20 protein-coding genes are annotated in these 25,839 nt (G+C 37.1%); 7 read left to right on the forward strand and 13 right to left on the reverse strand.

Annotated elements, in window-relative coordinates; genetic code table 11:
• Nucleotides 1-15: 15 nt before the first annotated feature.
• On the reverse strand, nt 16-3,081 hold the full coding sequence (locus tag ACL9RH_RS15675; RefSeq protein WP_422694302.1) for a TAT-variant-translocated molybdopterin oxidoreductase: 3,066 nt from the start codon (nt 3,079-3,081) through the stop codon (nt 16-18).
• Between the two features lie 23 nt (nt 3,082-3,104).
• Entirely contained in the window at nt 3,105-4,463 is a 1,359-nt protein-coding gene (locus ACL9RH_RS15680; protein WP_422694303.1) for a c-type cytochrome, read from the reverse strand.
• Nucleotides 4,464-4,647: 184 nt separating this feature from the next.
• On the opposite strand from ACL9RH_RS15680, the gene ACL9RH_RS15685 reads away from it, so the two are divergent.
• Nucleotides 4,648-5,205, forward strand: a complete 558-nt coding sequence (locus ACL9RH_RS15685; RefSeq protein WP_422694304.1) for an SPOR domain-containing protein — start codon at nt 4,648-4,650, stop codon at nt 5,203-5,205.
• 53 nt (nt 5,206-5,258) lie between these two features.
• Here the strand turns inward: ACL9RH_RS15685 and ACL9RH_RS15690 are convergent, their stop codons facing one another.
• The 6 genes from ACL9RH_RS15690 to ACL9RH_RS15715 all read right to left on the reverse strand — a co-directional run bounded on the left by ACL9RH_RS15690 (nt 5,259) and on the right by ACL9RH_RS15715 (nt 13,499).
• Nucleotides 5,259-6,536, reverse strand: a complete 1,278-nt coding sequence (locus ACL9RH_RS15690; protein ID WP_422694305.1) for a DUF6080 domain-containing protein — start codon at nt 6,534-6,536, stop codon at nt 5,259-5,261.
• 75 nt (nt 6,537-6,611) lie between these two features.
• Nucleotides 6,612-7,568: a choice-of-anchor J domain-containing protein gene (locus ACL9RH_RS15695; protein ID WP_422694306.1), complete on the reverse strand. Its 957-nt coding sequence runs from the start codon at nt 7,566-7,568 to the stop codon at nt 6,612-6,614.
• A gap of 82 nt (nt 7,569-7,650) precedes the next feature.
• Nucleotides 7,651-9,192, reverse strand: a complete 1,542-nt coding sequence (locus tag ACL9RH_RS15700) for a protein adenylyltransferase SelO (protein ID WP_422694307.1) — start codon at nt 9,190-9,192, stop codon at nt 7,651-7,653.
• Nucleotides 9,193-9,267: 75 nt separating this feature from the next.
• Entirely contained in the window at nt 9,268-11,646 is a 2,379-nt protein-coding gene (locus ACL9RH_RS15705) for a penicillin-binding protein 1A (protein ID WP_422694308.1), read from the reverse strand.
• The gene (locus tag ACL9RH_RS15710) at nt 11,615-12,112 is read right to left on the reverse strand and encodes a gliding motility lipoprotein GldH (protein WP_422694309.1); all 498 of its coding nucleotides are present in this window, start codon (nt 12,110-12,112) and stop codon (nt 11,615-11,617) included. Before ACL9RH_RS15710 ends, ACL9RH_RS15705 begins: the two co-directional genes overlap by 32 nt.
• Complete coding sequence (locus ACL9RH_RS15715) at nt 12,105-13,499, reverse strand: PSP1 domain-containing protein (protein WP_422694310.1); 1,395 nt, start codon at nt 13,497-13,499, stop codon at nt 12,105-12,107. Before ACL9RH_RS15715 ends, ACL9RH_RS15710 begins: the two co-directional genes overlap by 8 nt.
• 466 nt (nt 13,500-13,965) lie before the next feature.
• Here ACL9RH_RS15715 and ACL9RH_RS15720 point away from each other — a divergent pair, with 466 nt between their 5' ends.
• The 5 genes from ACL9RH_RS15720 to ACL9RH_RS15740 all read left to right on the forward strand — a co-directional run bounded on the left by ACL9RH_RS15720 (nt 13,966) and on the right by ACL9RH_RS15740 (nt 19,988).
• Complete coding sequence (locus ACL9RH_RS15720) at nt 13,966-15,201, forward strand: OmpP1/FadL family transporter (protein ID WP_422694311.1); 1,236 nt, start codon at nt 13,966-13,968, stop codon at nt 15,199-15,201.
• 10 nt (nt 15,202-15,211) lie between these two features.
• Nucleotides 15,212-16,774 (forward strand): G-D-S-L family lipolytic protein, encoded by a 1,563-nt coding sequence (locus tag ACL9RH_RS15725; RefSeq protein ID WP_422694312.1) that lies wholly within the window; start codon nt 15,212-15,214, stop codon nt 16,772-16,774.
• 85 nt (nt 16,775-16,859) lie between these two features.
• Complete coding sequence (locus ACL9RH_RS15730) at nt 16,860-17,798, forward strand: ribose-phosphate pyrophosphokinase (RefSeq protein WP_422694313.1); 939 nt, start codon at nt 16,860-16,862, stop codon at nt 17,796-17,798.
• A 56-nt stretch (nt 17,799-17,854) separates the two neighbouring features.
• Nucleotides 17,855-18,502, forward strand: coding sequence for a 50S ribosomal protein L25/general stress protein Ctc (locus ACL9RH_RS15735; RefSeq protein WP_422694314.1), 648 nt, complete (start codon nt 17,855-17,857; stop codon nt 18,500-18,502).
• A 265-nt stretch (nt 18,503-18,767) separates the two neighbouring features.
• Nucleotides 18,768-19,988 (forward strand): aminotransferase class V-fold PLP-dependent enzyme, encoded by a 1,221-nt coding sequence (locus ACL9RH_RS15740; protein WP_422694315.1) that lies wholly within the window; start codon nt 18,768-18,770, stop codon nt 19,986-19,988.
• 56 nt (nt 19,989-20,044) lie between these two features.
• On the opposite strand, the gene ACL9RH_RS15745 is transcribed toward ACL9RH_RS15740, so the two are convergent.
• The 5 genes from ACL9RH_RS15745 to hemA form a co-directional block, all read right to left on the reverse strand.
• Entirely contained in the window at nt 20,045-20,170 is a 126-nt protein-coding gene (locus ACL9RH_RS15745; protein WP_422694316.1) for a GNAT family acetyltransferase, read from the reverse strand.
• Nucleotides 20,171-20,297: 127 nt separating this feature from the next.
• Nucleotides 20,298-21,329, reverse strand: a complete 1,032-nt coding sequence (gene hemE / locus ACL9RH_RS15750; protein ID WP_047376227.1) for a uroporphyrinogen decarboxylase — start codon at nt 21,327-21,329, stop codon at nt 20,298-20,300.
• Nucleotides 21,330-21,374: 45 nt separating this feature from the next.
• The gene (locus ACL9RH_RS15755; RefSeq protein WP_422694317.1) at nt 21,375-22,058 is read right to left on the reverse strand and encodes a uroporphyrinogen-III synthase; all 684 of its coding nucleotides are present in this window, start codon (nt 22,056-22,058) and stop codon (nt 21,375-21,377) included.
• Between the two features lie 78 nt (nt 22,059-22,136).
• Nucleotides 22,137-23,045 (reverse strand): hydroxymethylbilane synthase, encoded by a 909-nt coding sequence (gene hemC / locus ACL9RH_RS15760; protein WP_422694318.1) that lies wholly within the window; start codon nt 23,043-23,045, stop codon nt 22,137-22,139.
• Entirely contained in the window at nt 23,032-24,306 is a 1,275-nt protein-coding gene (gene hemA, locus ACL9RH_RS15765; protein WP_422694319.1) for a glutamyl-tRNA reductase, read from the reverse strand. Before hemA ends, hemC begins: the two co-directional genes overlap by 14 nt.
• A gap of 491 nt (nt 24,307-24,797) precedes the next feature.
• Between hemA and ACL9RH_RS15770 the strand changes: the two genes are divergently transcribed.
• The gene (locus ACL9RH_RS15770) at nt 24,798-25,823 is read left to right on the forward strand and encodes a rod shape-determining protein (RefSeq protein WP_002982450.1); all 1,026 of its coding nucleotides are present in this window, start codon (nt 24,798-24,800) and stop codon (nt 25,821-25,823) included.
• The last annotated feature ends 16 nt before the right edge of the window (nt 25,824-25,839 follow it).

Genomic DNA, 25,839 nt, shown 5'->3' on the forward strand with positions numbered 1-25,839 from the left:
TTTATTATTTAAACTTTATTTTTCTACTCTGTTTCTTACTTTAGTGTGATAGAACACGTTTGGTTTTGTTCCGATCTCCTCTAGTAAATAATATCTTCTGTTGCTAGAATATAATTCTCTCACTTCAGATTCTTTATCATTCATGTCTCCGAACGTCATTGCTCCAGTAGAACAAGCAGCAGCACAAGCACAAGAGTTTTTGAACTCAGCGTCTGTTACTTTTCTGTTGTCTCTCTTAGCTGCTAAAATAGTAGCCTGAGTTTCTTGGATACACATTGAACATTTCTCCATTACCCCTCTAGTTCTTACAACTACGTCTGGGTTAAGTACCATTCTTCCTAAATCGTTGTTCATGTTGAAATCGAACTTGTCGTTTAGGTTATAAGTAAACCAGTTGAAACGTCTTACTTTGTACGGACAGTTGTTTGCACAATATCTGGTACCGATACATCTGTTGTAAGCCATATGGTTTTGACCTTGCTTACCGTGTGAAGTAGCCGCTACAGGACATACAGTTTCACAAGGAGCGTGGTTACAGTGCTGACACATTACAGGCTGGAAGATTACATCTGGATTCTCAGCAGGATTGTTTAATGCTCCTTCACCACCGAATGCAGTTCCGTACAATTCAGGAACAGCCATTCCTTCTTTTAATCCTTCGTAAACTTCTACTTTTTGAGTTGAAGAGTAGTAACGGTCAATTCTTAACCAATACATATCTCTAGACATTCTTACCTCTTCTTTACCTACTACAGGAACGTTGTTTTCAGCCTGGCAAGCAATTACACAAGCACCACAACCTGTACAAGAGTTCAAGTCGATAGATAAGTTGAAGTGAGGTCCATCTGTATCATCAAATGCATCCCAAAGGTCAATTTTTCTTGCTGGAAGAGCTCCACTGATTGTGTGGTATTCCAAAGGCTTGTTCCATCCTTTGTGCTCATCATCGAAAGCTACTCCAATGAAATCAGCCAAAGGAACTTCCTTAGCGATTTCGTAACGACCCATCAATGTATTTTGAAGCTGGATCCCTGCGAATTCGTGATCTTCTCCTGTTTTTTCGATTTTAGCACCTGAAACAACAAGGTTAGAACCGTCAAATAAAGGATAAGCATTTACTCCTGTATCAGCAGTTGCTCCAGAATTCTTCTTACCATAACCAAGAGCAAGACCTACAGATCCTTCTGCCTGACCTGGTTGAATAAATACAGGAACATCTTTTATTGTTACTCCATTTACAGTAAGGTTTACAATAGAACCATCCAACTGCATTCTCGCGTTAAGATCGTTGTCAATTGCAAATTTCTCTGCATCTTTAGGAGAAATTGTTAAGTAGTTATCCCAAGACATTCTTGTTAACGGATCTGGTAATTCCTGCAACCAAGGGTTGTTTGCCTGAGTACCGTCTCCCATAGAAGTCTTAGTATATAATACCAATTCTAATTCTGAAGCTTTGAAGTTTCCTAATTCAGCAATTGCCTGAGCAGCATTTCCTCCTGCATAAGCCAATGTTGTTGCATTATTAGAAGTATTGATACCATTGTATAATGCTTTGTTGAAAGAAGTTGCTCCTAAGATAGACCCTGCACTAGATTTTAAATAATCATAGTAATTGTTAGCAGCATTATTTTTACCGTTTTTCCAAACCAATAGAGACTCTTCAATCTGTCTTGATTTGTAGATCTTTTGGATCGTAGGCTGCATTAATGAATATACTCCAGTCTGTGGTTCGATATCTCCCCAAGACTCTAGCCAGTTAGCTACCGGAATTACAGCTTTCGCTGCTTTGTACATTTCATTTTTCTTATCTGCTACAGCAACTACATAAGGAACTTTAGTTAAAGATTTTTTGAAATCTTCTCCTTTTGGATGAGAGTAGATAGGGTCTACGTTGTTGGTAATTAATACTCCAACCTGACCTGCGTTTACCCATCCTAAGAATTCCTGGTATCTTGCTTTATCAAATTCTTTTAAGAAATTAGCTTTACCTGTGAAAGCAACTGAATTTAATTTTTGGTTGATTAAGTGTGCTAAAACCTGTGCTCCTTTAGAACCGTCAGCTAAAACAACAGCTTTGCTTCCTTTTGCTCTAAGTTCGTTAGCAATTTCAGTAGCAGTTTTATCAGTAGTACCACCACCTACGATTGCGTTGTAAACTTCAACTAAAGTTTTGTTTACTGCACTTGGCTTTAATCTGTATCTTGAGTCAGCATTGGCACCAGTTAATGACATGTTAGATTCCACTTGGATGTGTCTCAACATGTTTGAACCTGGCTTTCTTGCTGCTGCGTAAGAAGTTTCTAAGCTTGATGCATTATAGTCTCCTAAGAAATCAGCCTGGAAAGCAACTACCAACTCAGAACCTTTAAGGTCATATACTGGTAATGCTCTTTGTCCGAATACTTCCTGAGCTGCATCTAGAGACGCAGAGTAAGGGAAAGCATCATAAGTTACTAATTCTGCTGTAGGATATTTAGCTTTGAATTCTGCAAATAACTTTTTGAAAGTTGGTGAAGCAAAAGAGTGTGATAAAAGAACAATCTTTTTGCCTGACGCTTTAGCTTCTTCAAGACCTTTAAGAACGAAACTGTCTACTTTATCGAAAGTCTCATCTTTTCCGTCTAGTTTCGGCTGTTTTACTTTATCATTATCATAAAGAGAAAGTACACTTGCCTGAGCTCTTGCATTTGTTTTTCCTAAATCACCTGCAACTGGGTTTGGATCAATTTTGATTGGTCTACCTTCACGGGTTTTTACTAAAACGCTAGCGAAATCGAAACCATCAAAATATGTTGAAGCGTAATAATTAGGAACTCCTGGAATAATATCGTGTGGCTTTACCACATAAGGAATCGTTTTAATTACCGGAGCTTCACAAGCAGCAAGAGTTACCGCTGCTGTAGAGAATCCTAGTAATTTTAAGAAATCTCTTCTTGAAGTACTGGAACCATTCTGTTCAGCATCTCCAAGGAAATCTTCTACCGGAATTTCTTCCTGGAACTCTTTAAGAGCCAGCTTTCCATTTAAAGCTGGGTCTTTAAGTTCATGAATACTTCTGAATTGTATTTTGTTTGAAGCCATTTATACTTCTAATTTTTTAGTTATTAATAATGACATTTACCACACTCAAGACCTCCAATTGCATCTACAGTGATCTTACCTCCATCTTGTGGATATTGTTTTTTCAACTTGTCGTGTAGATTTTTGAAGTACTCTTTATTATAACCGTTGTTCATATCGATCTCAGTCGTTCTGTGACACTCGATACACCATCCCATCGTAAAGTCATTAGCCATTTGAACAACGTTCATTGTATCAATTTTTCCGTGGCAAGCTTTACATACAACATCAATTTTGTTGTTAGGATTCTTTTTGTTGAAAGAATTGATGATCGCTTGTTCACCAGCAATTACGTGCTGAGAGTGATTGAAGTAAACGAAGTCTGGCATGTTGTGGATTCTTGTCCATTCAACCGGTTGTGTTTTTCCTGTGTACTGTTGTTTAGCAGGATCCCAACCTGTTGCTGCGTAGATCTTCTGGATTTCTCCGTCATAGAATGCCTTGTCTTTTCCTGGCTCCATGTAGTGATCTTTGTTGTATTCAGAAATAGTTCTGTGACAGTTCATACAAACGTTCATAGAAGGAATTTCAGATACCTTTCCGTATTTAGCACTAGAGTGACATAACTGACAGTCAATTTTCTGTTCTCCAGCGTGGATTTTGTGAGAGAAGTAGATAGGCTGCTCAGGCTTATACCCTTTGTAAACACCAATCCACATTAACCAGTTCCATACTCCGTAAGCTGCCAGAATAGCTAAGATAGCTAGTAAAGCTTTACCTACATAGTGGAACTTCTCATACATTTCGCTAAACGAACGAACTCTGGTCTCGTTAAGACCTGCCAGCTCTTCAGATTGGCCTAATGTTACTAATTGTCTTAGTTTAATTAAGATCCAAACTAATAAACCTGCGATCGCTAAAAGTGAAATGATTACAACGTTTGTAGTAGTTTTGTCTGCAGGAGCTGCCGCAGCTGCGTCAGTTGCAGGAGTCGCTTCCGGTTTTTTCTCTTCCGGAGCCGGAGGATTAGTAGTGAAAGCTAAAATGTCGTCTATATCCTTATCTGTAAGATTTGGAAAGACCTGCATTTCAGTCTTATTAAACTTTTCAAAAATCTCATTGGCGTATTTGTCCCCAGAAGCCCTAAGAGCTTTATTGTCTTTGATCCACTTGTGAAGCCAATCTTTGTCTACACCACCTTCTGTCTTTACTCGTTCTACAACCCCTTTTAATGGAGGTCCGACAACTTGTTTGTCCAGCGCGTGACATGCAGTACAATTCGCTTTGAAAAGTTTCTCTCCGTTTTTAGGATCGCCGTCTTGCCCGTAAAATGAAGCACTGGTTGATAGCAATAAGCCTATTGCGATCAACGTTTTTTTATAATGCTTTCTCCAACTAATCATTTAAATTATCTTATGTTAGTAAATTATTGAACATTCAATCAATTCCGCAAAAATAATATTTTTAACAGGAATTTAACGGTATATCGAAAAGGGAAAATATCATTTACGTTTAATTTGTATTGATTCTAAATAACTAGTTTGGTATAGTTTTTTAATTTGTATAAATTTGCGCAAACAAGTTTAAATGAGAAATTTGATTAAAATATTTTCGATATTATCATTATTTGCTTTTTATAGTATTGATGCACAGCAGGTTGTTAAAAAGGATACTCTTTCAGGGACAGAGCTTGTCATGACTATGGATTCCAAAATAAATGCTGCTTTGGAAGGAATTGAAGGCAAGTGTTCTAAAGTTGCTACGAATAATTCTTCTAAAGATATCAGTAGTATTGATAGTGGAATTTCTACAGGAACGACTACAAAACCGAACAAAATCTATGTTCCCAACAGAGAGCTTACGAATGCTGAAATTTGTAAAAAAAATCCAAGAATTTTAGGATTTAAAATTCAAATTACAACAGTAAAAAGTAACGAGGAGGCCAACGAAGTGAAGTCATATTTCCGAAAAAGATTTCCTAATCTAAAGGTAGAAACAGATGCTTCTTTACGACCAAATTATAAGATTTTGGCTGGAAGTTATTTTACCAAGCAAAGTGCGGCAAGCGATATTGCAAAGATCAGAGAATACTTCAAATCTGCAACTACGGTACAATATAGAATTTTCTGTGCAGAAGCTAAGTAATAGGAAGACTTTAAATAAAATAAAGAAAAAGCGGAGAAATTTCTCCGCTTTTTTTATTGGTAATAGGTTTCCAAAAACCAGAAGAATTCTGACATCCGGAATACATTATTGCAAAGCAGATAAAATGACAGTAACACGAAGGATAATGTTAAAACAAATAGAATTTTAGGAGATGATCTGTAAGCGTAAAAAAGCCATCCGATCATGATAGGGTAAACAAAAACAAAGTGTCCTCCATAAATGTATGAAGTGTGAAGCCCGAATCTCATAACGCAATGAATGATCACATCAATGAAAAATGAAATCATGATGACCTGTACCCATTTGTTTTTAAAATTTTTAAGATAACTCCAACTTATAAGGAGTAGGAGTGCCCCTACAAAAATGTAGGGAAAGGCTGATGAATAAAGAACCATATACAATCCTTTGAAATCAAAACCTTTCATATTGTGTTTATCGGAAATAACAAATCCCGGGAAAAGAATGTTCCCTCCAAAAAAGAAAGAAGTGATCATATCCCAAGTAGGCATAGATTCTACATTAGAAAACTTTTCATACTGTTGATTGGTTTTGGAGAATATATTTTGGTATTTGAAATCAATTCTGTTCAAATAAAGAAGAACAAAACAGATAGTCGCTACTATCACCCTTAATGCCGCATTTGCTAGTTTTTTCCAGCTTTTAAAAAGATCTTTTTCAAAGAGTACAGGGATAAAAACCTTAATGAAATTGGTAATAGTAAGTCCTCCAATGCTTACCGCTGCAAGAGATAAAGCAAGGGAAGGTGTTTTCTTTTCTTCTCTAAGTTTTATAGCAGCATAATGATTATAAAGGCTAAGTAGGAAAAGAGTGTATGTGAAATTTTCCGGAGTAAATGAGAGAATAATGTTGGTTGAAAACAGTCCGAAAAACAAAATAATCAAAAGGCTGAGTTTTAAAGGTAGCCTGATAATATTTTTCAGATATTTAAAAATCTGAAGGATATTGAGCGTGATGACAATGTTACTTAGCCATGCAAGTGTTAACCTAAAGTTGGCATCCATTTTTCCTCCCGAAACAAATAATGAAAATTCTCTGATCCAGTTGAAAAAGTAATAGGATAGAGGATGTCTTTCAAAACTTCCTCCAGTCATCAGGATCGATTTGTTATCAAAACTGAAGTAAGCATCCCAGGGAATTCTACTGTCGAATATGATCCTATAGTGTATGGCTATATAAGATCCTAATATCCCATAGCAGATGATGAAGAACATAAAGACTGCCAATTCTGTATAAGATGAAGGAAAAACCAACCTTAAGAAATTGATAAATTTAGTTTTGATAAAAGACACGTTTGGAATTTTTTGCAAAAGTAAAATAAAAAACCACCAAAGCTGGTGGTTTTTATGAAGATTATATAACAGGTGTTATTGCTTGATTACTTTTTCCGTTGTAGATGTTCCGTCGGAGAAGTCTACTTTCAGAAGATAGGTTCCTTTTGGTAAAGACGAAATGTCTGCCTTTTCGGAGTTGCTGCTGTTGATTGTTTTTCCAGACATATCGACAACAGAAGTTGATTTTACTTTTTTATCTGTTTTGATGTTGATCTCACCTTTAGTTGGGTTTGGATAAAGACTTACGGCTGATTTTGTTTTTGAAACCTCATTCGTAGAAAGAGTAGCCGCTGTAGTAATTTTTACGTCATCCAACATAAACATATATTTATCAGATGACATATACTGGAACCCGATTTTTACAGTTTGTCCTGCGTAGGCATCAAGATTCAGTGTTACCTGTTGCCAAGCTGCGTAAGGGGCAGTACTTGCAGTAGCTCCTGTGATGATTGTAAAATTGGACGCTGCTGTTGGAGTACCACTTCCAGTGTAAACTCCTACTTTATAGCTTTCTGTAAAGTTAGGAGATAATGCTTTTACCCAAAATGTTAAAGTGTTGGAAGAGGCACCAAGTGTTACAGCAGGTGTAATAAGCCAATCATTATTAGCTGTTACAGATGCAGTAGGAACTCCAGCCCATGAAGCAGCGAATTTTAATCCTCCGTGAGGAGTGAAATTTCTTACCTCATCATCTGTAGCAATTACCGTTAGATTGTTAACAACATTAGAAGCAGAAGGGGTAAAGATTTGGAATGCCATTGGAGAACCTGCATTAAGCCAGTTAGCGGTCCAAGAGTTGGATGTTACTCCGCCAACTGTTGGGCCTCCGCCTGTGTAGGTGTTCAAGCCATCTAAATCAAGTGTCTGCCAGCTTCCGATTCCTGTTGTAACGAAATTGGAGTACGTTTCAAAGCCCTCATCGAGCAAAACTGTTTGGGAATGCGCGATCGTTCCCAATAATAATCCTAAAGACAGTATAATTTTTTTCATGTTAAAGATTTTTCTAAAATTAGTGAAAATATCTAATATGATGCAAATTGTTCAATGGAATGTCTTTAATTGTGTATTTTGTTTATGAACTACAGGAAAGCGTAGAACATCCGGCAGTGCCATCGTAATAAGGAGGCCTTTTGGTTGAGAACTCCGGGAAAACCTCCTGATAAGGGGACTTTAGCGCTTTTGTTAGTTTATCCAGCATTTCTGTTTTACCCAGATTGATCTCTTCAATACATTCGTAGAGAAGGTAATTTCTGAGTGTGAATTTAGGGTTCGTTTTTTTCATCATATTTAATGATTCTTCCCTCGAAATTGTGTTTAAACTTAGTCTTGATTCGTGATTTTTGATAAAGTCTTTCAGTTTTTCTGCTTTTTCTTCATTCAGAACAGTGTAAGACGTGTCTTTAAAATGCTCCTGAATAGGAGTGCCTGAAGTTATCTTTTCCAACTGATTGAAAAATAAAGTATAGTCCAGTTGTAATTCCTGCATTAAGCCTTGCCAGTTGGTAAAAAAGTCTTCGTCTGTTTTTAATAAACTATCAAATCCGAATTTTCTGCAAAGCATTGTATCGTGAGCTTCCCAGAAATAGGTGCCATATTTATTCAAAGTCTCTTCTAAGAATTTTTCATCTTTAATTAATGGGTGAAGAGCATTGGCAAGTTGCCAAAGGTTCCATTGTGAAATCTGTCCCTGCTTTCCAAAGGCATATCTTCTGCCTGGAAGATCTGTTGTATTGGGAGTAAAATTCAGATCATATTCATCCATCATAGAATAGGGTCCATAATCAATGGTAAGACCAAGAATGGACATGTTATCGGTGTTCATTACGCCATGTACAAAGCCCACTCTGAACCATTCCACCATAAGGTTTGCCGTGCGGGTACATATGTTTTCGAAAAAGTCTTTATATTTCTGAGTATCGGACGATGTGATTTCCGGATAATAATTTTCAATTGTAAAATCAGCAAGCTCCTGTAGACTGTTGTATTCTCTTTGTGCAGACATCAGCTCAAAATGCCCAAAACGAAGAAAGCTTTCAGCGGTTCTTATAACAACGGCTCCTTTTTCAAGCTGAGGGTTTCCGCTATACATAATATCACGAACCACATTTTCTCCTGTAAAAGCTAAGCTAAGAGCTTTGGTTGTAGGAACTCCCAAATGATGCATTGCTTCACTCATTAAGTACTCTCTTACTGAAGATCTGAGTACGGCCCTTCCGTCAGCATGTCGGGAATAAGGAGTCGCTCCGGCACCTTTCCATTGGATTTCGGTTTTCTTCCCTGAATCATTTGTGATTTCCCCGGCGAGGATTGCACGGCCATCTCCAAGCTGGCCTGCCCAGTTTCCGAATTGATGTCCGGCGTAGGCGGTTGCATACGTCTGAACGTTTTCAGGAAGGTTATTTCCCACGAGAAAGTCAAGATCCTTGTCTTCATATTTTCCCAGTCCTATTTCTTCGGAAAGAGCTTCGTTAAAGGCAATCAGTTTAGGATCATCAAAACCTGCAGGTTTAACGGTGGCAAATAAAACCTTCGGAGTGTTTCTCTGCATAGTGTTGTTGGAAAAATCTCCGGGAAATTCCTTAATAAAAGGTTGGCTGATACGTTCAATATTCATACATCAAAGGTATACATTATAAAAGAAAAGACCTTCCAAATTATTGAAAGGTCTTGTATATTTCTAAAAGAGAAATTATTTATTAAAATCTACTTCATCATTAGAATGAAGATTTTCGTTGATATTGTCCTCTTTCTTTTCTGTAGGTTTTTTAGGGGAAGGATCTGAAGGTCTCGGATTCTTGATCTCGTCAATTGTCTGAAGGCTTCCGTCATCTCCGTATCCGCCGCTTAATCCTTTAAGGTTTGAACAGCCGTCTTTCCAGTCTGAAGGTTTGACAAACTTGTCATCAGGAGTTACTCCTAAGCTTTTGTCTGCCCATACTTTCTTCATAAAGATAGCCCAGATTGGAAGTGCCATTCTCGCACCCTGACCTTCTCCTGTACCGAAGAAGTGGGTTGCCCTGTCTTCCCATCCAACCCATGCTCCGGTTGCCAGTTTTGGTGTGATACCCATAAACCATCCGTCTGAGTTGTTCTGTGTCGTACCCGTTTTGGCTGCAATTTCTACTGCTTTAGAGATTCCTCTTCTTCCAAGTTCACCGGAAGCGGTTCCGTATTGTGCTACACCTTTCATCAGTTCAATCATGGTGTAAGCATACATTGGGTTCATTACTTCCTTAGGCTCTACATTTACTTCCTTGATAACTCTTCCGTTGGCATCTTCAATTCTCCAGATCATTTCCGGTTTGTTGTAGTTACCATAGTTGGCAAAAGTACTGTAAGCACCAAGCATTTCATAAATTGTAATATCTGATGAACCTAATGCGATGGTATTGTTTCTAGGGATATCTTCTGTTACTCCCAGGTCTCTTGCAGTTTGAATAACGGCATCTACACCTGTCATTTCAATAAGTCTTGCCGCAACGGGGTTTTGAGAGTTTGCCAATGCATCTTTTAAAGTCATCATTCCTCCTCTTCCCGGTACATGCCATCCGTTGTGGTCATATGTTCCGTTAGAAACAGTGGAACAAGGTGTCATTCCCAGTTTCATAATAGCAGTTGCATATACGAAAGGTTTGAAGGTAGATCCTACCTGTCTCTTACCTTGTTTGATGTGGTCATATTGGAAGTGTTGCCAGTCTATACCACCTACCCAAGCTTTGATCTCTCCGGTTCCCGGAACCATAGACATTAAACCTGCCTGTGCAATTTGCTTGTGGTATCTGATAGAATCCCATGGAGACATTTCAACTTCTTCCTCACCGTTCCAAGTAAATCTTGAAGTTTTGATTGGTTTTTTAAACTCCATCATAATGGAATCCTCAGGCATACCGTCAGCTTTTAACAATTTGTATCGGCCGGTTCTCTTCATTGCCTGAAGCATCACATCATTAATCTGCTTGTCAGTAAGATAATAGAAAGGTCTGTTCTTTCTTCCTCTTTGCTCTGCATCAAATCTTTTTTGAAGATCTGTTAAGTGTTCCTTGATAGCATCTTCTGCATACTTCTGCATTTTAGAATCAAGAGTAACATATATTTTTAAACCGTCTTTGTATAGGTTAAGTTTTTTGCCAGTTTCTTTTTCATTCGCTTCAAGATACTTGTCGATCTCTTTTCTAAGGTAGAATTTATAATAAGCAGAATATCCATCGGTTATACTTTTGATAGGGTGGAAATCTACTTCTATAGGAGTACTCGCTGCTTTTTCATAGGTAGCGGCATCAATATATCCGGTTTTCTGCATCTGATCCAATACGACATTTCTTCTTTCTTTTGCTTTTTCAGGATATCTGTATGGATTGTTCTTTCTTGGATTTTCAAGCATTGCCACAAATGTTGCAGCTTCAGGTAGAGTTAGCTCAGAAGTTTTTTTGTTGAAGTAAACTCTTGAGGCCATTTCTATTCCATTAGCATTGAAAAGGAAATCAAATTTATTGAAGTAAAGAGTGATAATCTCTTCTTTTGTGTATCTTTTTTCAAGACTTACAGCAACAACCCATTCTTTTAATTTCTGGAAACCCCTTTCAAATTTATTCTGAGAAGCGTTTCCAGTGAAAAGAAGTTTAGCAAGCTGTTGAGTAATGGTAGATCCACCACCACGCTTACCTCCGTAAGCAACTGCTCTGGCAATAGAGTACAAGTCGATCCCCGAGTGCTCTTTGAAACGCTCATCTTCTTTAGCCTGAAGAGCATAAATAAGGTAAGGAGGAAGGTCTTTATAAACAATAGGCTGTGTTTTTTCTTTTTCAAACTTGCCCAAAGTAACTCCGTCTGAAGATATGATCTCAGAAGCGACAAAGATATCCGGGTTCTCAAGTTCTTTTACATCTGGCATTTCCCCAAGAAAACCTTGAGAAACGGCAAAGAAAAGTCCTGAAATCCCCAAAACTACCGCAATAAATCCAATCCAGATAAATGAAACCCATTTTCTCCAGGAGGTATTTTTCTTTTTTTTGGGAGGTAAAGGAAATGTCTTCCCTCTATTTTCCGTGTTTTTTTTGTTCTGTTCCATTATTGATGGTTACGGTTTCTATTTTTACTCCAATATCTTCAATTCCTGGAAGGTTGTCGTTTCTCATAGCCTGTAGAAGACTTATTTCATACTTACCTTTCTGTGGGAATATGTAATTTAATTTATACTGAAACAATGTTTCCTTCGTGTCACCAAAACCTGTACCAAGCCATTCTCCGTTAGGTTTTGCCAATATATAGTTCAATGTATCGGTTTCCTTTTTCTTGTTCTGGAGATTGGTGAAATTGACAATAAACCTTATATTACTGTAAGGGTAATTGTTGTTGTTTCTTACGACAAATATAATATTTTTAGGATTCTGCGGATCGGCAATTTCAAGATTAAATTTTTGTTCACTTTTCTTATTCCACTTATTGTCAACGGAATTCATGGTGACTTCTCCTCCTGAGGAAGAGTTGCAGCTAAAGAAAAGGATAAGGGAAAATAATCCTAAAATATTACGCATTTTTATCTTTTTTTGGAGGATATTTCTTTTTAAATTTTTTCTTGCTAGGGTTGCTCTGAGGTTTTTTATCAGCATCAGAACCAGCATCAGTTTTTTCTACAGCAACTTTCTGCTGTGGATGTTGTTTTTGCTGTTTGGGTTGGTTTACAGAATGAGCATTAGGGTTCTCAGATCTTTCAGTTTTTTCCGGTCTTTCTTGCCTTTCCGGTCTGTTTTTCTTTGGCCCTTGTCCCTGTTGTTGATTATTATTAGGGTTAGGTTTATTCTGATTATTTCTGTTTCTGTTGTTTCCTCTGTTTTTCTTTTCGAAACGGTCCACATTATTTTCCTGAATAAGGTCAATGCTGTGTGATGGAGAATCAGGTTGTTTAAGGTCTTCCAGAGGAAGTGTTCTTTCACCTCTTTTATTCTTTGCAATCAGTTTCTTAACAAGGTCGATATCAAAATCGTACCATGCAATAGAACTGTCAACGTAAGCAAACCACATTTTCTTTTTGAAAACATCTATTTTAATACAGAATGCTTTTCCTTTTTCTGTATCCAAAGTGGTTGAAGAAGAAGGGAAGTCGCTTAGCGCATCCAGATAACTGTCTAGCTCATAGTTGAGGCAACATTTAAGCTTGCCACACTGTCCTGCCAGTTTTTGTGGGTTGATACTCAGTTGTTGGTATCTTGCTACGTTGGTGTTTACTGATCTGAAGTCTGTAAGCCATGTGGAACAGCAAAGCTCACGTCCGCAAGATCCAATTCCTCCTACTTTGGCTGCTTCCTGTCTGAAACCGATCTGTTTCATATCGATTTTTGTTCTGAAAGCACCGGCGTAATCTTTGATTAACTGCCTGAAATCTACTCTGTTATCTGCTGTGTAATAGAAGGTGATCTTTGAAGCATCTCCCTGGTATTCTACATCTGTAACTTTCATTTCAAGACCGATTCTTTGTGCGATTTTTCTCGCTTCAAGCTTTACACCGTCCTCTTTTTTTCTTACTTCCTGCCATACCTCAAGATCTTTTTGGTTGGCCTGTCTATATATTTTAAGTGCAGATTCTTCTGAAAATTTCTTCTTTTTCATCTGAATCTTTACTAGTTCTCCCGTAAGGCTTACTACGCCTACATCGTGTCCCGGACTAGATTCTACTGTAATTACGCTACCTATATGTAAAGGAATGTTGTTTACATTCTTATAAAACGATTTTCTGTCATTTTTAAACCTAACTTCTACAAAATCACACCTGTTTGGTGCCGGATTGTTGATGTTAGAAAGCCAGTCAAAAACACTTAATTTATAACTATTCCCGCAGGTATTTACATTTTCACAACCATTTGCGGTTTTTTTAGGACCACAAGAATGTGCAGAATCGCCGGATGTTTTACATCCACAACTCATATTACTATTATTTATAATCTTGCAAATTTATGTATTTTTATCTTTATGCAATTCTAAAATACTTAAATAACCTGAATTCGGGATAAAACATTTCTGTATTTTATATAAGGTGTTGTTTATCAGTTGTTAATTGGACTGTTGAGTTTCGCAATGTTTAACAGAGTTAGTGATATTTATTAATTTTATGAAACTCTTGATAAAATTTAACATTTTTCTAATCTTTACTCTTTTTGTACTTTGTTTTTAGGATAGATTCGTTTTGTTAAACAATTGTTTAATATTAAACAGTTGTGATAATTTGTTTGTGGCGGTTATTTAAATGTTTAACAATGTTTATTTTATGCTTTGTTTTTCTTCAAGTGTTATTTTAAACATAGTTTTCTTTGGATGTATTGTTTAAAATATTGGCAAATATTAACAGAGGTATTCAAAATAATTTTATATTTGGGTTATATAATAATAGTCTATGAAAAAAATATTAGTATCAACTGCTTTATTAGCTGGTGTTCTATCTTACGCAGGAGGCTTCAGGGTTTCATTGCAAGGGGTAAAACAATTGGCAATGGCGCATACTAGTGCTCATGCCGAAGATGCGAGTGTGACATTCTTTAACCCTGCGGGTATGTCATTTATCCCTTCTAAGCTGAGTATAGCGGCAGGAGGGTTTGGTGCAAGTAATAAAATTACTTTTCAAAACCTGAATACTTTAAACAGTACATCAACGGATAACCCACTGGGGACTCCTTTCTATGCTGCGGTTACTTATAGACCAATAGAAAAATTAACTGTAGGTCTTAGTGTAACAACACCTTTTGGAAGTACAATCCAATGGCCAGAAAACTGGGAAGGCAAAGAAATGGTTCAGAAATTAGAGCTGAAAAGCTTCTATTTCCAGCCTATGGTTTCCGTAAAGCTAGCTCCATGGTTGGCTTTTGGGGCGAGTTATATCTATGCAAGAGGTATTGTAGACTGGGATAAAGGAGTAACTCAATTTGGAGGACAAGTTAATATTAAAGATACAAAAGCAAGCGGTCATGGATATGGATTCGGTTTCTATTTCAGACCTGATCCAAAATTAGATGTGAGTATTGCTTACCGCTCACCGGTAGATATGAAAGCTAAAAACGGAACTGCATCATTCCAGTTTCCGTCACAGGCTATTTACTCTCAGCTAAAATTAAATGCAGCAGGTCAGGATGGCTTCTCTGCAACACTTCCGCTTGTTGAAGAATATACTATCGGTTTGACGTATAAATTCACTCCGAAATGGCAGGTTTCTGCAGACTTTAACTATCACGGATGGGAAAGATACAGCAAACTTGTATTGGATTTCCAGAATGCGCCTATCGGAAATCAGGCAGATCCAACAGTTCTTGTAAGTCCTAAAAACTTCAGAAACAGTAAAACATTCAGATTGGGAACTCAGTATGCGTTCACGAATATGATCTACGGACGTTTGGGAGCATATTATGATGAATCTCCTTACACTAACGAAAACTTTATTCCTGAAACACCTTCATTTGATACTTTCGTAGTTACAGGTGGGGTAGGATTTAAACTGAAAAAGTTTGGAGTTGATATTGCGGGAGGTTATGCAATGCCTAAATACAGAGATGTGAATAATGCTAACCTAGGATTTTACGGACAGGCAAAAGCGAGAGCATTCTACTTTGGTCTAGGTGTATCTTATAACCCTTTTTAATTGAAAGACTATGAAAAAAATTATAATATCAACAATTGCTGTTTCTGCACTTCTTTTTACGGTAACAAGCTGTAAAACAGATTTTGATACTGATGTAAAAGATATTCCGGTAACGAAAGGGGAAGCAGACTTTACAACATATGTTGCGCTGGGAAATTCCCTTACTTCAGGATATCGTGACGGAGCATTATATAGCAGTGGCCAAAATGAATCTTATCCAAGTATGATTGCCGGACAAATGAAATTAGCCGGAGGAGGAGCTTTTAAGCAGCCTTTGATGCCTAATGACGTAGGAGGATTTACGGGTATCCCTGGTTTCTCAGGAAAACTGACGCTTCAGCTGGTTAACGGATCTCTAACTCCAGTTCCAAGCAGTCCTGCTGCGGCTTTAGATGATGTTTCTGCAGGGAGACCTTATCAGAATATGGGAGTGCCGGGAGCTAAATCATATCATTTGCTTGCTCCAAACTATGGTGACAAGGCTGGTATTCCATTGGGAACAGCGAATCCTTACTTTGCGAGATTTGCATCTTCGGCAACAGCGAGTGTTATGGATGATGTTAAGATTCAGAAACCAACATTCTTCTCCCTTTGGATTGGAAATAACGATGTATTGTTATACGCCACCAATGGTGGAACCAACTCTCAGACAGTAGGAACTACAACAACTTATACTACCGCTACAGTTCAGACAGGAAATATGAACCCTGCTACCTATAAGATGAATGATATTTCGGATCCAACCGTAGTAGCTGGTTCTATTAAAGGAATTCTTGATAATCTTAAAAGTGTTGGAACAACAAAAGGAGTTATTGCCAACATTCCTTATGTTACTTCTGTTCCTTACTTTACAACGGTGTCGTACAATCCTTTAACACCAGCGTTATTAGGGGCTAATCTGACGACTCTTAATACAAGTTTATACGGGCCATTAAAGCAGGCACTTACTGCTTTTGGGGCTGGAGATAGAATCAATTTACTTTCTTCTACTGCTTCAAATCCTGTACTAATAAAAGATGTTGCTCTAGCGGATCTTTCCGCACAGCTTACTGCAGCTTTGACTCCGTCTTTGGGCCCAGCAACAGCTGCTGCTTTCGGACAAATCTTTGGACAGGCAAGACAGGCGACAAAAGATGATTACATCCTTCTGACTTCAAGTTCTCTAATTGGGACTAATGCTCCAAATGCGCCTGCTCCGGTAAATGTTTACGGAATTTCTTATCCGCTACAAAACCAGCATGTGCTTACAAAAACAGAAGCAGGGTATGTAAAAACAGCGATAGATGCTTATAATGGTTCTATAAAATCACTTGCAGACGCTTATGGATTGGCATTTGTAGATGCTAATGCTAAAATGGTTGAGCTGAACGGACAGTCAGGAATTTTGTTTGATGGCGTAAAATACACCGCTAAATTCGTTACAGGTGGAGCTTTCTCTCTTGACGGAGTTCACCTTACAGGACGTGGGTACGGTATTGTTGCCAATGAATTTATTAAATCAATCAATGCTAGATACAAATCTACACTTCCACAGGTAGATCCTAACAAATATTCAGGAGTTAAATTCCCTTAATAATTGATAAAATAAAAACTTAGAAACCACAGGAGTAAATCTTGTGGTTTTTTTTTAAATTTGCAAAATCTTTTAAAAAGTAAAAATGGCCGATCAGTTAAGTTATCTATTTTGTACAAGAACCAGCAGGGACTTGGCAGAGAAAATTGCCCAGAGTTATGGGAAAGAATTAGGAAAAATCAACTTTCAGGAGTTCAGCGACGGGGAATTTGAGCCTGTTTTAGATGAATCTGTAAGAGGAGGAAGAGTTTTCCTAATCGGATCTACGTTCCCTCCTGCAGACAATCTTTTGGAACTTCTTCTAATGATTGATGCAGCAAAAAGAGCTTCTGCAAAGAGCATTACCGTTGTAATTCCTTACTTCGGACTTGCCAGACAGGACAGAAAAGACAAACCAAGAGCGCCGATCGGTGCTAAGCTAGTTGCTAACCTTCTTACTGCAGCAGGAGCAACAAGAATCATGACAATGGATCTTCACGCTGATCAAATCCAGGGATTCTTCGAAATTCCGGTTGATCACCTTTATGCTTCTACTATTTTTGTAGATTATATCAGATCTCTAAATCTTGATAACCTTACGATTGCTTCTCCGGATATGGGAGGTGCAAAAAGAGCGAAAAACTATGCAGGTCACATTGGTGCTGAAGTAGTAATTGCTTATAAGGAAAGAAAAAAGGCAAATGTTGTAGAAGAAATGTTCCTTATCGGAGATGTAACAGGTAAAAACGTAATCCTTATCGATGATATGATTGATACTGCAGGTACACTTTGCAAAGCTGCGGATATCCTTATTGAAAAAGGAGCAAAAACCGTAAGAGCAATGGCAACTCACGGAGTGCTTTCAGGAAAGGCTTACGAGAATATTGAGAACTCAAAACTTTTGGAAGTTATTGTAACTGACTCAATTCCTGTTAAAAATAATTTGTCATCTAAAATAAAAGTGCTATCTTGCGCCCCATTATTTGCGGATGTTATGACAATGGTTCATGAGCATAAATCAATTAGTAGTAAATTTGTTATTTAATTGATTTTTAGCTATTTGCAAATTAATATTAGAACAATTTTTTAAATTTTTTATAAATGAAATCTATTACAATTCAAGGTACAAAAAGAGAAAGCGTGGGCAAAAAGTCTACAAAAGCTTTACGTGATGCTGAATTAGTTCCTTGTGTTGTTTATGGAGGTGAAGCACCTTTAAACTTCTCTGCTGAAGAGAAAGCTTTCAAAGGATTAGTTTACACTCCTGAAGCACACACGGTATCTATTGAGGTTGATGGTCAAACAATTCCAGCTGTTCTTCAGGATATTCAGTTCCACCCAATTACTGACAAAATTCTTCACGTAGACTTCTATCAGTTAGCTGACGATAAGCCAGTTATCATGGAGGTTCCAGTAAGAATTACAGGACGTTCTAAAGGTGTTGTAGCTGGTGGTGTTTTACGTCAGTCTTTCAGAAAGCTAAAAGTAAAAGCTATTCCTGCTAACTTGCCAGATGAGATCGTTGTAGACGTTACTCCATTAAGAATCGGTAACAAACTTTATGTAGGAGGAATCAAGACAGAAGGTTACTCTTTCGTTCACCCAGACAATGCAGTTGTTGTAGCTGTTAAGATGTCTAGAAATGCAATGAAAGGTGGTGCAGCTGCAATGGAAGATGATGAAGATGAAGAAGAAGTTGCAACTGAAGAAGGTGCAGCTCCTGAAGCAGCAGAATCTGCAGCAGAATAAGAATTACTTATTTACACAATATCAAAACCCGTCATTTTTTGGCGGGTTTTTTTATGAAACAAAACGTTGCTTAATAGGTTGAATTGCAGGTTCCAGGTATGATGATCTTAGTATTTTCCCAATCATAAACTTTCTTCACCCTTTACAATTGAATATTTCTATCAACACACAACGATCACCTTCCTTCCTCATGCTTCCTTTCAGAAAAAAAGCCGTAAATTTGAAGTGTTCTAAATAAGAACGTTTTAATTTAAAAAATAAATAAATGTTTGACATTCAGGAAATAAGAAGCCAGTTTTCTATATTGGACAGAGAAGTGAATGGTAAGCCTTTGGTTTACCTGGATAATGCAGCCACGTCGCAAAAGCCAAATTCGGTTTTAGAAGTCTGTCACGCATATTATACAGAGCTTAATGCCAATGTTCACAGAGGAATTCATACATTGAGCCAGTTAGCAACAGAAGAAATGGAACTTTCAAGAAAAAAGATCCAGAAATTCATCAATGCTGAACATGATTTTGAAGTTATTTTTACAAAAGGAACAACAGAAGGGTTGAACCTTATCGCTTATATTTTAACACAGAAACTGCAAAAAGATGATGAGATCATTATCTCTTATCTGGAGCACCATTCCAATATCGTTCCATGGCAGATGCTTTGTGAAAGAACCGGAGCCAAACTTCGTGTTATTCCTATTGATGAAAACGGGATCCTTCAGTTGGATCAGTTTGATCAGTTTTTAAGTGAAAAAACTAAAGTTGTTTCTGTAAATCAGGTTTCCAATGCATTGGGAATTGTGAATCCTATTGATGAGATTATTGCAAAAACAAGAAAGAATACCGATGCTTATGTTGTGATAGACGGAGCTCAGTCTGCACCTCATTTCAATATAGATGTGCAGAAAATGGATTGTGATTTCTTTGTTTTCTCAGGCCATAAAATGTATGCACCAATGGGAACAGGTATTCTATACGGAAAACGTGAAATACTTGAAGCATTGCCTCCTTTCCACGGTGGTGGGGAAATGATTGCGACCTGCTCTTTTGAAGGAACAACCTATGCAGGACTTCCTTTTAAATATGAAGCGGGAACCCCTAATGTAGGAGGAAATATTGCCTTAGGAGCTGCTGTAGATTTCATGAATAAAGTAGGGCATCAAAATATTCAGAATCATGAAAATGCTCTTCTGGAATATGCACAAAGACAGTTGCTGGAAATTGAAGGGATTAAAATTTATGGTGAAAAAGCCAACAGAACTGGAGTGGTTTCATTCAATCTTGAAGGAGTAGGTATTGCTTCAGATGTAGGGATGATCCTTGATAAATTGGGCATTGCTGTGAGAACAGGTCACCATTGTACACAACCGATCATGAACTTCTTTAATATCGCAGGAACAGTGAGAGCGAGTTTTGCTGTTTATAATACTTTTGAAGAAATTGATGCATTGGTAGAAGGAGTTAAGAAAGCTCAGAGAATGTTAAGTTAATCAATAAGGATACTTATTATTATATAAATTAAAAAGCAGCTATTAAGCTGCTTTTTTTAATCCATGGGAACACAGTAGCATCGACCATTCACAATGACCTGTTGATATCCGATTGCACATTCCAGGCAGATTTCTCCTCCTGCTACAATGCTTTTCAATTTTTCTTTGCTTAGTTTTTTCATAATAATGATTTAAGGTGTTAATAATCAAAGATAAAGAAATAAACAAAAGACTACTGAAAAAATTAACGGACATAAAAAAGCCCTGTTAATTGATAACAAGGCTTGTCTATTATTAAAAGAAAAGATCTTATAAGTTCGGTTTCCAGTCCACTACTGCTCTGATGAATGCCTCAGCATTTTCAACAGGAACATTAGGGAGAATTCCGTGGCCTAAGTTGGCAATATATCTGTCTTTTCCAAAACGGTTGATCATTTCATTCACCATTTTCTTGATCGTTTCAGGAGTTGAATGCAATCTTGCTGGATCAAAGTTCCCCTGTAGCGTCATGGTGTGGTTAGTCAATGTTCTTGCGAATTCTGGCTTAATAGTCCAGTCAACACCAAGAGCAGAAGCTTTAGACATTGTCATATCTTCCAGTGCAAACCAGCATCCTTTTCCAAATACCACTACGTGAGTAAGGGGGCTCAATGCTTCAACAATCTGGTTGATGTACTGCCATGAGAATTCCTGATAATCTGTTGGAGAAAGCATTCCTCCCCAAGAGTCAAATACCTGTACGGCAGAAACTCCTTTTTCTACTTTTCTCTTTAAATAAGCAATCGTAGTATCGGTAATTTTTTGCAATAATAAATGAGCTGCTTCCGGCTGTTGGAAACAGAAAGATTTTGCAATATCAAATGCTTTACTTCCTTTACCTTCTACACAGTAGCATAAGATCGTCCATGGTGAACCGGCAAAACCGATCAATGGAATATCATTGTCCAATTTCTGAAGAGTCAGTTCAATAGCATCAAAAACGTAGCCTAAAGTATCATTTACATCCGGAGTTTCAATATTTTGAACCTGCTCCATTGTTCTGATAGGAGTATCCAACCAAGGGCCTACAGATTCTTTCATTTTGAAATCGATTCCCATTGCCTGTGGAACTACCAAAATATCAGAAAACAGAATCGCAGCATCCAACGGAAATCTACGGATTGGCTGTAAGGTAATTTCAGCAGCAAGTTCAGGAGTCTGACATCTTGTGAAGAAATCATACTGGTCTCTTAAAGCAATGAATTCCGGCAGATATCTTCCAGCCTGCCTCATCATCCAGACAGGAGGTCTTTCAACGGTTTCTCCGCGAAGTGCTTTTAAATATAGGTCGTTTTTAATCATAATCTATTTAAACTAATATTACCGTTTCTATCGGTAAAAGATATTCTATATTGGGCTTCCGATTTCCTTTCTTAATAGTTCAAAGATGGAAGTCAGCGTATTTCCTTCGGAAGTAAAAATTTTTTCCTGAGTATAATTTCTCAATTCGGAAGAAGTGGTTTCCCCAATTGAAAAAAGCTTCATATTGTCCAAAGAATTTCGCCTTGCAAAACTACGAACTCCGCTCGGACTAAAAAATACTGCAGCATGATATTTTTCAGGTATTAAAGGGTTGATTTCCTCCGTATTATATATGGTGATCTTTTTGTACTTGATGTTTTGCAAAGGTAAATCCTTGTCCAGAACATTGATGGCAAGGTTGCCACAGAAATGAAGAAATTGCTCGTGCTGGCAGTTTCCGATAATAAATCTGGAAAGTGTTTCAGCATTTTTCAAAACCTTAAAAGTTCCGAACCCAAATTTTCTCAATGCTCTTTTCGTTTTTTCTCCTACACAGTAAATCTTATTATAATTTTTAGCCGTAAAATTTTCGTTGGGCTTAAATTTATTTTTGAAAAAAGCCGCCACCCCATTTACACTGGTAAAAATCAGGGAATAATTTTTCAACTCAAAAGGGCTGATCAGAATAGGTTTGGTCTTAATAACCTCAATACAGTCAACCAGAATATCCTCTCCTAATTCTTTGGATATAATGTTCTGGTCTATATTTTTGGTAAATAAGATTTTCATGTCTGTATAAGGTGATAAAATGAAAAGTAAGGGTAAAAGAAAATTAGAATTTGCAACTACAATTATAAAAAGAGTAGTTTAAATCTGGCTTTTGATTTCCGCCATCAATTCTTTTCCGCCATTTTCAAGAACAACTTTTGCAAACTTTTCGCCAAAATTTTCAGTAGAATTGTACTCGAAGTTTTCGTCTATAGCAATACAGTTTTTACCATCTAAAGAGCAAAGTGCAGCTCTAAAACGCATCTGATCGCCCATAATTTCTGCAAAAGCTCCAATAGGTGCTGTACAGCCTCCTTCTAAAGTGCTCAGGAAGTTTCTTTCAATTTCCACACAGATCTGTGTAGACTGGTGATTGATCTGGCGTACAATTTCATTGATTTCCGGTTTGTCAGAATGTCCTGCCACCGCGATAACTCCTTGAGAAGGAGCGGGGATCATTAAAGGGAGCATCTCATAATCGATCTCCATTTTCATTCTTTTGATTCCGGCTAAAGAAAGTATAGTGGCATCAAAGTTCCCGTCTTCCAATTTTTGAAGTCTGGTTTGAATGTTTCCACGGATGTCAGAAAACTCTGTATTTGGATAATTTCTTAACCAAAAAGCCCTTCTTCTTAAACTGCTGGTTGCCAGTTTCAGTTCATGAAAATCTTTATTGCGTGCAGATTCTTTTCTGATCAGAATATCTTGTGGATAATCTCTTTCCAGGTAAGCAATCATCTCAATATGATGAGGCAATTGTGTAGGAACATCTTTTAAAGAATGTACGGCAATATCAATCTCATCATTCAATAGAGCGATATCAAGGTCTCTTGTGAAAACCCCGGTAATGCCTAAAGAATATAATGGCTGATTAAGGTTCTTATCGCCAGAAGAGACGATAGGAACAATTTCCGTTAAATAATTGTTGTTCTGAAGGTGCCTCGCAACCTCTCTAGCCTGCCAAAGTGCAAGTGCGGAATTTCTCGTTCCGATTCTAATGCTTTTCATTGAATTCGTTGTTTGGTTGTTCAACTAATATTTCGTGCATTAATTTACTAATTTCTTCGGCTTTCAAGGGATTATCAATGATATATTTTGCAAAACGGTTGGTGATCTTCTGGATCATTTTCTCAGAAAGTTCCATGTCCGTGATGTTTATGTATTTATTCTTTTTATAAAAATTGTGCATTTCGTTGCGTTCCATATTCTTTAAAACCGCTTTGAAATGATGAATGTTTGGAGCCAGCTTTCTTTTTTTCTCCCATTCAATGAAATCTTTCATCAGTTCCTTAATGATTTTTTCAGCTTTTGGGATTTCTTTTTCCCGCTGTTGAATCGTTTCCTGGATCTGTTTAGAAAGTTCATCCACATCAATCAGTGTTACATTTTCATTTTCGGTAACATTCTTTTCCACGTTATGAGGAATAGAAAGATCGATGATTAGTGTTTCTTTTCCATTAGGGAAATGAGACTGGTTTACAATAGGATGTTTGGCTCCTGTTGCTACGATAAGAATATCAGTATTTTTTAATTCCTTGTCAAAATCAGAATAATCAACGTGGGGAATATTATATTTCTGAGAAATTTTTTCAGCTTTATCCTGAGTTCTATTGGCAATTTTGATTTTTGGCTGATACACATGTTTTACCAGGTTTTCAACCGTATTCTGTCCAATTTCACCCACTCCCAAAAGAAGAATGTTCTTTTCGGTAATTCTTTTCTGGCTGTTGAGAATATAATGAACCGCTGCGTAAGAAACAGAAGCAGCTCCATTCGAAATCCCTGTTTCATTTTTAATCCTCTTTGAAATCTGAATAGCCGCATTGATGGCTCTTTCCAGATAAGGATTTGAGTTTTGTCTCTCTTTTTTAAAGCGGTTGTATGCTTTTTTGATCTGACCGATAATTTCAAAGTCTCCGATAATCTGGCTTTCAAGGCCAGCAGCTACTCGGAAAAGATGAATTAAAGCTTCCTCTTTCGTCAGAATATTCGCAAACTGAAGAAAATCTGTAATATTAACTCCAATAGTTTTGCAATATTCTTCTGCAACTAAAAGATAATTGGGAGAAGTAGTATAAATTTCGGTCCTGTTACAAGTGGAAACCACAAATGCATCTCCAAGATCTTCCTGATGGACTCTGGAAACAAAGTTTTTGATGTTTTCATCAAAGAATGCAAATTTTCCTCTCGTTTCTACATCAGCTTTCTCGTAGCTTATGGAAAGCACGGCAAAATTAGATGTCTGATGAATGTTGGAATACTGTAACATAAGCAGTCGCAAATTTACGCTTTTTTTAATTAATCCCCCTCTGATAGTATATATGATAATTATCGTAAAAAACTATAAGAGCAATGAGAGGTATAAACAGTAAGCAATATGTAAAAGATTAAAAAAATCAGTGAATATGATTGATTTTATTGTTGGTTTTTTTCTGAAAACAGGTTGTTTAATATTTGGTTTTCAGTTTTTTAAGATTTAAATAAATTTATCATAATTATTTGAAAAGTAACCTTTGTTTTTCTTATTTGCCTTCTCTGTTACCTTTGTTTTCCTAATCGTTTTACATATTTGTAATTTCACTTTTTTACCTTTTCGGAGCTCCATTAATTTTAGTTGAACTCAAACTCTGTAAACATCTAAACTGAAAGTTAATAAAGAATTATAAATTTTAATAAAACTTTAACCAAATTAAGTTGGTGGGAAATTTCTTTAGTAGTGTTAAATTTATATCTTTGTAAACTTAAAATCAGAAGAAAAATATGAGTTTATTTGATATGTTTACGCAAGAAATTGCGATAGACCTTGGAACTGCTAACACCCTTATCATCCATAATAATAAAATTGTTATAGATCAACCGTCAATTGTTGCGATTGAACGTTCTTCGGGTAAACCCATTGCTGTGGGCGAGCAGGCTAAACATATGCAAGGTAAAACTCACGAGGATATCAAAACAATCCGTCCATTGAAAGACGGTGTCATTGCTGATTTCCACGCTTCTGAACACATGATCAAAGAATTTATCAAAAAAATTCCTGGGATCAAAGGTAAATTCATTCAACCGGCATTACGTATTGTAATCTGTATTCCTTCTGGCATCACTGAAGTTGAAAAAAGAGCGGTAAGAGACTCTGCTCAAAAAGTAAACGCAAAAGAAGTTCGATTAATTTATGAACCAATGGCTGCTGCAATAGGAGTAGGGATCGACGTACAGAAACCTGAAGGGAACATGATCATCGATATAGGTGGTGGTACTACAGAAATTGCTGTCGTGGCTCTTGGAGGTATCGTATGTGATAAATCTGTGAAGATTGCCGGAGACGTATTTACCAACGATATTGCTTATTACTTAAGAACTCACCATAACCTTTACATCGGAGAAAGAACAGCTGAAAGAATCAAAATTGAAGTAGGTTCTGCAGTAGAAGATCTTGATGTAGACATCGAAGACATCCCGGTACAAGGTAGAGACCTTATCACAGGGAAGCCTAAAGAAATTATGGTTGGGTATAAAGAGATTGCACGTGCATTAGATAAATCGATCATCAGAATTGAAGATGCTGTAATGGAAACCCTTTCTCTTACTCCGCCGGAATTGGCAGCTGATATTTACAAAACAGGTATCTATCTTGCTGGAGGTGGTGCATTATTGAGAGGTCTTGCAGACAGAATCCACAAAAAGACTGGTCTTCCTGTATTTGTAGCTGAAGATCCGTTAAGAGCAGTTGTTCGTGGAACAGGTATTGCTCTTAAGAATATGGATAAATTCAATTTCTTAATAAAATAATTTTAACTTTTTACGA

Source organism: Chryseobacterium sp. Mn2064, assembly GCF_049319685.1.
Classification (GTDB): domain Bacteria; phylum Bacteroidota; class Bacteroidia; order Flavobacteriales; family Weeksellaceae; genus Chryseobacterium.